Source organism: Microbulbifer okhotskensis (assembly GCF_023895975.1).
GTDB lineage: Bacteria > Pseudomonadota > Gammaproteobacteria > Pseudomonadales > Cellvibrionaceae > Microbulbifer > Microbulbifer okhotskensis.
Genome location: NZ_JALBWM010000048.1, coordinates 23,083 through 30,711, shown reverse-complemented (window position 1 = coordinate 30,711; position 7,629 = coordinate 23,083). Strand labels below are relative to the sequence as shown.

General features: G+C 48.6%; 9 protein-coding genes. 3 read left to right on the top strand and 6 right to left on the bottom strand.

The window, feature by feature from the left end:
* Positions 1-27 precede the first annotated feature (27 nt).
* The 3 genes from MO867_RS23990 to MO867_RS12145 all read right to left on the bottom strand — a co-directional run bounded on the left by MO867_RS23990 (position 28) and on the right by MO867_RS12145 (position 1,527).
* The gene (locus MO867_RS23990) at positions 28-282 is read right to left on the bottom strand and encodes a putative quinol monooxygenase (protein ID WP_373565887.1); all 255 of its coding nucleotides are present in this window, start codon (positions 280-282) and stop codon (positions 28-30) included.
* Between the two features lie 55 nt (positions 283-337).
* Entirely contained in the window at positions 338-760 is a 423-nt protein-coding gene (locus tag MO867_RS12150) for a DMT family transporter (RefSeq protein WP_256473979.1), read from the bottom strand.
* A gap of 92 nt (positions 761-852) precedes the next feature.
* On the bottom strand, positions 853-1,527 hold the full coding sequence (locus MO867_RS12145) for a type 1 glutamine amidotransferase domain-containing protein (RefSeq protein ID WP_252467554.1): 675 nt from the start codon (positions 1,525-1,527) through the stop codon (positions 853-855).
* A gap of 121 nt (positions 1,528-1,648) precedes the next feature.
* On the opposite strand from MO867_RS12145, the gene MO867_RS12140 reads away from it, so the two are divergent.
* The 3 genes from MO867_RS12140 to MO867_RS12130 all read left to right on the top strand — a co-directional run bounded on the left by MO867_RS12140 (position 1,649) and on the right by MO867_RS12130 (position 3,957).
* Positions 1,649-2,530, top strand: a complete 882-nt coding sequence (locus tag MO867_RS12140) for a LysR family transcriptional regulator (RefSeq protein WP_252467535.1) — start codon at positions 1,649-1,651, stop codon at positions 2,528-2,530.
* A 210-nt stretch (positions 2,531-2,740) separates the two neighbouring features.
* On the top strand, positions 2,741-3,544 hold the full coding sequence (locus MO867_RS12135) for a CLCA_X family protein (RefSeq protein ID WP_252467533.1): 804 nt from the start codon (positions 2,741-2,743) through the stop codon (positions 3,542-3,544).
* Positions 3,541-3,957, top strand: a complete 417-nt coding sequence (locus MO867_RS12130) for a hypothetical protein (protein WP_252467531.1) — start codon at positions 3,541-3,543, stop codon at positions 3,955-3,957. Before MO867_RS12135 ends, MO867_RS12130 begins: the two co-directional genes overlap by 4 nt.
* A gap of 68 nt (positions 3,958-4,025) precedes the next feature.
* Here the strand turns inward: MO867_RS12130 and MO867_RS12125 are convergent, their stop codons facing one another.
* The 3 genes from MO867_RS12125 to MO867_RS12115 form a co-directional block, all read right to left on the bottom strand.
* Positions 4,026-5,054: a serine hydrolase domain-containing protein gene (locus MO867_RS12125; RefSeq protein ID WP_252467529.1), complete on the bottom strand. Its 1,029-nt coding sequence runs from the start codon at positions 5,052-5,054 to the stop codon at positions 4,026-4,028.
* A gap of 869 nt (positions 5,055-5,923) precedes the next feature.
* A complete protein-coding gene (locus MO867_RS12120; protein ID WP_252467517.1) occupies positions 5,924-6,133 on the bottom strand; it encodes a cold-shock protein in 210 nt (69 codons plus the stop codon).
* A gap of 366 nt (positions 6,134-6,499) precedes the next feature.
* Positions 6,500-7,564, bottom strand: a complete 1,065-nt coding sequence (locus tag MO867_RS12115) for an FAD-dependent oxidoreductase (protein ID WP_252467515.1) — start codon at positions 7,562-7,564, stop codon at positions 6,500-6,502.
* Between the last annotated feature and the right edge of the window lie 65 nt (positions 7,565-7,629).

The following is a 7,629-nucleotide window of genomic DNA, read 5'->3' as shown; positions in this document are numbered from 1 at the left end:
TTTAGACAAGATAATTACAGCCACGATTTAAGCTGATTTATATGGGACAGCCCTGGGGGTCAACATTGCAAGTATTTGTTTCAAATGCGCCGTATCCCAATGTTGCTGCTCCGCTTCCGGAGATTCCCACACTTCAAGAGTTATGAAAACGTTACTCTCATCCAGGGACGGTAGAATTTTGTAGGATATGCATCCGGACTCTTCTTCTGATTGACGCGCTAACTCAATTAATAGCGCTGACGCCTGAGGTGTATATGATGGCTGGGCTGTCACTTTTGCCATAACGAATAGATTAGCCATTATTCTCTCACCAAATATGAAGCTTTTATTTGTAAAATTAAGAAGTACGCTTTACCACTAACAGCGCGCCGACAACCATCATGGCGAGCCCGGTTAGGCGCTTGCTATCCAGGCTAGACTGTTGCGCTCCCATCAATCCAAAATGGTCGATGACACTGATAGCGAGTAACTGCCCTAAAAGAACGAAAGATACTGCATTACCCACACCATACTTTGGCGACACCCAGGTCACACTAAGTATATAGAATGCTACTAATACCCCACCCAAGTAGAAGTACCAGGCGATATCTTTCTGAAAAACTTCATTGGGTAGCCCCTCCGTTTTTAAGAGGTACGCTGCAGAAATTACCAGTCCAACTAGAAACAGTACTGTCGTTGCCAGGGCTGAACTACCGAGCTTAACGCCAAGGCCGCTGTTCAGCGTTGTCATTACGGGTATCCCAATCCCAGCAATAAGCATAAGAGACGGGTAAATAATGGCATTTTGCACTTGGGGAAACCTCTACTTCGAATTGTGGGCCGGCCCCAAAAAAGAGCCGGCCCACAGCTCATTTATCTGGCAAGTTGATTGGTAATGGCCAGGCCTACCGCGTGAGCGCTTGCGGGGTTCTGACCACTAATCACACGCCCATCCTCAATAACAAACTCCTGCCAGGGCTGCACTTTGCTATAACGTTCAGCACTTCTGGCCAGAGATTCCTCCAGCAAGAAGGGGATGTCGTTGATAGTGCCGAAGTCAATCTCCTCCTCACGGGTGAAACCGGTTACGGACTTGCTTGCCAGCAGCTTTTCACCATTGCTTAGCGTGATAGGCAGGAAGCCGGCGGGACCGTGGCAGACTGCTGCCAGGATGCCACCCTCTTCGTAGTGCTTAGCGCTCAGTTTGGCGAAGTCCTCATTGGTCGCCAAGTCAGAAAGTAAGCCAAATCCGCCGGGATAAAAGACCGCATCGTAGTCAGCAATATTCAGCTGGCCTACGGGAATGGTGTTGTTGATACGATTTTGGAAATCCCCGTCATTGAGTACTTTTTGATTGACATCATCGCCTTCGATATCAGTGCCGTAGAGAGGTGCCTTACCACCTTTAATGGAGGCAATGTCAAAGTCGAGCCCATTTTCCATAAAAACATGAATAGCGTGGGTCAACTCCGGGGAATAAGTGCCATTGGCCTGATCTGTTTCACCAAGGGTGGCGTGATTAGTAACCGGGATAAGTACTTTTTTCATGTTTCTTTCCTTTGTTGGTAAGCATTCAGTGGGGAGGGATTGTAGATTATCCCTTATCTGCCGATAATAGGTGCAATCTGCGAAATACTTTTGCTATTTAGCAACAATAGATTGATGAAAAATGGATAATTTTGACGGTTTAGTCGAGTTTGTAACCGTAGCGGAGAGCCAGGGGTTCTCTGCGGCAGCCAAAAAACTGGGGTGTAGCACTAGCCATGTGAGTAGGCAGGTATCACGGCTGGAAGAGCGTTTGGGCTCGGCCCTGCTGGCCCGTACGACACGCCTGGTAAGCCTTACCCAGGTTGGGACCGCCTATTACCAGCGCTGTAAGGAACTGGTAATAGGCCTGCAACAGGCAAATGAGCTGGTGGGCCAGCAGCAGTTTCAGCTCAATGGTACATTGAGAGTCAGCTGCGCCGGTATCTTCGCTGAACAGTATGTCGCTCCCGCCCTTATGGAGTTTGGCCTGAAGCATCCAGGGTTGAAAATCGATATGGATTTCAATAGCAGGATGGTCAACTTTGTTGAGGACGGGATAGATTTTGCCATACGCTATGGTCGCCTGGAGGACTCTGGGTTGATTGCTCGAAAGCTCGCTGACCGACAGATGATGGCGGTCGCCAGCCAGAGTTATTTGAAAAAGAATGGTATTCCCGAACACCCCTACCAACTGAAAACACAAAGTTGTCTGGTGGCCAATAATGACCAGTGGGTTTTTGATTTGGATGGGGCGGCGGAAAGTATAAAAGTTGGAGGGCGCTGGAGAAGTAATAATGCCCATGCAGTCGTAAAAGCCTGTGAGCAAGGTCTTGGTATTGCTTATATGCCAAAAAGTAGTTTCAGTACCTCAATCAAACAAGGCCTGTTACTGCCCATCTTGGAATCTTTCTGGGGGCGCGGAGCCAGTAGTTGGATTGTGTACCAGAATCGCCGCTTTTTACCGATGCGTGCACGATTGGCAATTGATTATTTGGTGGAGTATTTTTCTGGCTGGGAGGAGTAATTTTGAACGGATAGCTTCCCATCTTCGGTACTCTAGCTAAGGTGAGGTTAATCTTGGCAATTAAGAAGGCAATCTAGCGAATAATTAAGCGATCACCAAAGCTATTGGCTTGGTTGACCCCGTAGCACTATTTCCACCACCATCGACATCTTGTCAGCCCCCAACTCAAAGGATTAATATCGACCTTCCCTCAATCTATCGGCATCTATTATGGTCCTAGCCAGGACGTTTTATCGTAGTGGCCACGCCGCCTCCCAACGACGACCCGTTTCATTTGCGGACGTAAGGCGGCGGTTTGGCTTCCGCTCTATCGCCGTCGGCCGCTGGGTCACCAAAGAGGAGCAGGATCTGGCTGCCGGGTTTTTTTACGATGCCCTTGATGATTTAATGGCCATCCTGAAAGGACCGGAGGCTCTGTTATCCCTTCGCGGGACCCTGTCTTTTCAATACGGAATTGGCGGGCGTCCGGGTATGGCCGCGTTTTATAACCCTTCAGCGCGAAGTTTTTCTCTGGCAAAAAATGCTGGGCCCGGCTCGATTGCCCACGAGTGGTTTCACGCGCTCGATCATTACCTTGCACAAAAAGCGTTCAGTGATACTTCGAGCGCTATGTATGCGTCAGAGGCCTGGCTGCGCGATGCAACCCCGGTGCCCCATCCTCTGAATGACTTGCTCTTCGCATGTTTCAAAGCCGTAATGCTGGATGAAAGCGGTAATAAACCCAGCGGCCTGGTAATAGCTTCCGTCAGCACCGATAAGGCAAGCGGTTCTGTCTATTACAGCGAACCAGTGGAGCTTTGTGCTCGGGCCTTTGAGGCTTTTATTCAGGATGCCAGCATCAGCAATAATTTTTTAGTGGCAGGCTCAAAAGCCAGTCAGGAGGCTAAGTTGGGTCTATATCCCCAGGGCCAGCAGCGGCTGAAAATTAGCCAAGCGTTCACAGAGTATTTTTCCTGCTTGGGGCGCAGTCTTTGGGGATCTGTATCTGTGCCTGCAAATGAGAAGGGTCAATGAGATTGACAGTTAAAAACACCTTTGCGCTGGGCGTGATTCTCTTGGCCGGCGTTGTTGCCTGGCTATGGGTTGAGCTTTCCAGAAGCTACGAACTGATCACGACTGCCAATGCCCCAGTCTTGTCCGCTGATCGCGGATTTTCTGATGCGACCATTGACTTCTCTCGTAACCGCGCGAAATTCGTAAGTGTTTTTGTTTCAGGAGGCGGTCATGTGATACCAGGTATTTCTGAGGATGACTTAACGGGGGAGTTGGCAGGCTACTGGCAAGAACCCCTCCTGATGTGCGGAACCGGCTTTCATCTTTATAAAGACTTCGCCCTGAATGTTGGAGGGCATGAAAACAACAAATTTTACGCTCAAGCCTATAATACCAAGTTGCTGGAGCTGGCAAAAAAAATGCCGAAGCCCTAGCAAAAGGGCCTCAGGAGGAGTGGAGTCAAGTTTACTTGGAACCACTTTCTGACATTGGCGCGAGGATTTTAAAACTCGTTCTCAGCAATGATAGCCGCCATCCGTTTAAGGTTTGCCTGCTCGCCCTCTAAATTGGTAAGCCCAATTATAAGGCTGTTTTCTTCTGGGAAAATAATGATCAGCGCACTAAACCCGTAGATCCCTCCCGATTGGGTGATCACCTTTTTGCCGGCAACGGAAGTGGTAACCCAACCAAAACCATAGCCGTCATCGATAAAAATGTCCTTTTTATCGGCGGTAGAAACCAGTAGTTCTTTGGCAAAAGATTCAGACCAAACTTCCAGGTCGGCAAGGTTGCTAGATAAAGCACCGGCTGAATAGGGTATAGACATATCAATATATTTTGCGGGCTCTGCTTGCTGGGCGCCTTTATAGCCAGTCGCATGGCCGCTATCAAGTATTTCACTACTACCATAGGTGGTAGCATCCATGCCGAGTGGTTCTAGTATGTTGCGTGAAAGGAATTCTGTGTAACTTTGCCCAGACAGCAGCTCAATGAGGTACCCCAATAAAATATAGTTTGAATTTGAATAGCTGTATTTTTCACCAGGTTCAAATTCCAGAGGGCTATTTTTGGATAGATTGACCAGCTCCAAAGGGCTAAAAGTATGATGGTGATCAACCCCATTGAAGAATTCAGGGATGCCTGAGCGATGAGTTAACAGGTGTCTAATCGTAATTTTCTCGCCGCCGGGGTAGTCCGGAATAAACTCTGAAACAGGAGTATCGTAATCCGAGATCTCCCCTGAATTTTTCAGCTGGACAATTGCTAACGCCGTTAAAGTTTTTGAAAGAGATCCGACTCGATATCGGGTGTTGATTCCATTTGGCAGTGGTAGTTCTTTGTTGGCGAAACCAAACCCTTTTCTCAGAGTATCGACACCATTTTTCTTGACGAGTATTGTGCCCACAAAACCCTCCGACTCAAGAAAAGCTTCCGCCGTCGTGTAGCTTGTCGTGGGGGAAGCCCTGTCATCGCTACAGGAAAACAACCCCAATCCCGCTATTAAAAATACCATCAGAGGCGTTATTTTCATTTTATATATCCTTAAAACTTACAAGTAGAGGATCGGATGTTAGTGAAAAATGCCCCGAATCGAGGGCTGGAGGTACTCTGGCTAGGATGGGCGAGTCATAGATTGGGCGAGAGCGCAAAATCCAGCGCAATCGCCCTTGATATTCGAAGGGCAAGATTAAATTCATTTTACAAGGCTATCACCATCAATGGCGGAAACAAGCGGAAGTCTGGCCACCAGGGCTGGTGTTGCAGGTCCACACAGCGGCGCATCGCTAGATATCCAACATCTACGCCTGGCGGTGAGCTTGAGTGCGATGTAAGTGGTCATTTTACAAGTTGATACGAGAGGGATCATCCCGCAAGGTGCATCTAGCTGATATACCACGGATGAGTTAACAGTCCGCCAACCATCAGGGGATTCCCGATTATCTCTGTTGACCCGGAAAGCTTGCCCTGGATGTTTCCCCCTTCCTGCGAGGGCGCCCTGCCATCCACTTGCCACATGACTCCGAAGTTGGGAGCGCTATCGAGCGGCTACCTCTTGGTTTTCAGTCATTGATCACCACAGCACAGAACCATCACTGTACTTAGCTTCACTCTATTGGGTAGAAATCAACTAAACGTTATTTTCGAGGGGCCCCCGCGGCTATTGCAAAGCAGATCACTGGTGCTCGCGCACGGGTGCAGAACTTTTAGTATTTGGAAGTTGGTTTTTAGGTGAGGGTGAATCAATTGGGGGGGTATTTAGGTGTTTCAGAAATGAAACAAGATGAAGAAATTTGAATCGTAATAAAATAAAAAACTATCTATTTTAAGGTACTTCCCTTACACCTGAAGGTATAAGGGAAGTGCCTGGGCGTTATCCCCAATGGGGATGGCGCCTAAAAACTATAGGCAAACGATGTTTTCTGCCTGCGGGCCTTTAGCGCCCTGGGTAACTGTAAATTCTACAGCTTGCCCTTCAGTCAGGGTTTTGAAACCGCTGCTAGAAATGGCACTGAAGTGGGCAAAAACGTCAGGACCTGATTCCTGAGCGATAAAACCAAAACCTTTACCTTCGTCAAACCACTTAACGGTACCGGTAGCTCTGTTAGACATAATATATATCCTGTAATGAATTAATGCGCTCCAATTATATTGGAGATCAAGCGGTTAAAAACTAAAATTTTTAAAAGAGACAGAACGAAGGATTATGACTAACACTACGAGTTGAACTACTATTTAAAATGGCTTTTAAACCAGCGAGGCGAATCCTATCACCGAGTTCTCGGTTTTGTCCACACCTTATTTGGAATAAAGCCAAATAAGCTTCGACGTCGATCAAATACTTAGGTTTTTCCACCTTTTTGTGATGCGATTCTCTCTGGTTGCATTCGTGCAAGCACGGATGGAGCGATACAAAGGTAGCTTACTGGCTCAGTGAGAAATGGCGATTGGCGGTTCCGGGGCGGCTGTAGCGCTTTGCTACACGGCGATCCACTGCGCCATAAAGGCCCTGTGGAGCATCGGCATTGAAGAGATGCCCTTTGCGGATAACCACAAAACAGACCTTGCCGGCGGGTTGCCGGAGGAGATAAGGCGTCTTGTCAACTCAGTTTTCTTGATGACCTTCTCTCCAGCCCGGTACCGCTCACTTGAGTAATGGTCCGCACTTCCACTTAGTACTGACGCTGCCGCTGCAATGGCATCTGCCATGCCGAGGTTCATCCCTTTGCCGCCCACGGGAGAGTGACAGTGAGCCGCATTCCCAGCAAGCAGAACCCGATTTTTGCGATAGGTTTGAGCTTGACGTATTGAGATCTTGAAAGCAGCCTCTTTTCGAATGCCAGCCACTTCCAGGGGCAACCTCATCGCTGAGAGAGCGTTCTCGGCGGACGAGGCTATGCGGGCACGACGTTTTTCAATTGGGAGAATCAAGGTGAACTGGCCGTTCGATCCGTAAAGGTCCAGAGTCACCTCCTCCGGATCGAAGCTTCCATTCAGGTCAACATCTGCAATCGACCACCTGGTGGGAAGGTCTATGCCTGGATACTGAATTTTGAGTTGCTGGCGGATTACAGGCTGAATGCCATCAGCGGCAATCACCCAGTCGAAAGAGTCGCTGCTACCATCAGAAAAGTTCACATCGGCCTTGTCCGGCGTGGTCGTTATGTTTGCCGCTGAAAGTCCGTATTCAACTTTAAGCCCCCTGCCGGATAGCACGCCCCTTAAAATATCTTCCGTTCGATTTTGAGGTAATCCGAGGGGTACTCTGTCTCTGAATATAGTCTCGCGATTATCTATGTGAGCCAGGGTTTTTTCGTCGCGCAATAGATGTATTTTCCTGAGAGGTGTCGCCTCGGAGAGAAAGGCATCAGCGACCCCGAGCCCGTTCAAGGCATCAATAGTTCCCGGCAAAATACCAGCGGCCCGAGAGAGTTCAGAAGGTCCATTTCTTAGCTCGACGATACGACAATCAGCACCCTTGGAAGCCAAGGCTACTGCGGCGGTTAACCCAGTGGGGCCTGCCCCGGCAATTAAAATATCCATGCTCACGACTTCAGCTAAATAGGGGTCGACCGTCGTTTAATTGCGATGCCTAATACGCATCTCAG

What these genes read in the sequence shown, in the direction of transcription:
- MO867_RS23990 (WP_373565887.1), bottom strand. Translation starts at nt 282, where the DNA reads ATGGCAAAAGTGACAGCCCAGCCATCATATACACCTCAGGCGTCAGCG.
- MO867_RS12150 (WP_256473979.1), bottom strand. Translation starts at nt 760, where the DNA reads ATGCTTATTGCTGGGATTGGGATACCCGTAATGACAACGCTGAACAGC.
- MO867_RS12145 (WP_252467554.1), bottom strand. Translation starts at nt 1,527, where the DNA reads ATGAAAAAAGTACTTATCCCGGTTACTAATCACGCCACCCTTGGTGAA.
- MO867_RS12140 (WP_252467535.1), top strand. Translation starts at nt 1,649, where the DNA reads ATGGATAATTTTGACGGTTTAGTCGAGTTTGTAACCGTAGCGGAGAGC.
- MO867_RS12135 (WP_252467533.1), top strand. Translation starts at nt 2,741, where the DNA reads ATGGTCCTAGCCAGGACGTTTTATCGTAGTGGCCACGCCGCCTCCCAA.
- MO867_RS12130 (WP_252467531.1), top strand. Translation starts at nt 3,541, where the DNA reads ATGAGATTGACAGTTAAAAACACCTTTGCGCTGGGCGTGATTCTCTTG.
- MO867_RS12125 (WP_252467529.1), bottom strand. Translation starts at nt 5,054, where the DNA reads ATGAAAATAACGCCTCTGATGGTATTTTTAATAGCGGGATTGGGGTTG.
- MO867_RS12120 (WP_252467517.1), bottom strand. Translation starts at nt 6,133, where the DNA reads ATGTCTAACAGAGCTACCGGTACCGTTAAGTGGTTTGACGAAGGTAAA.
- MO867_RS12115 (WP_252467515.1), bottom strand. Translation starts at nt 7,564, where the DNA reads ATGGATATTTTAATTGCCGGGGCAGGCCCCACTGGGTTAACCGCCGCA.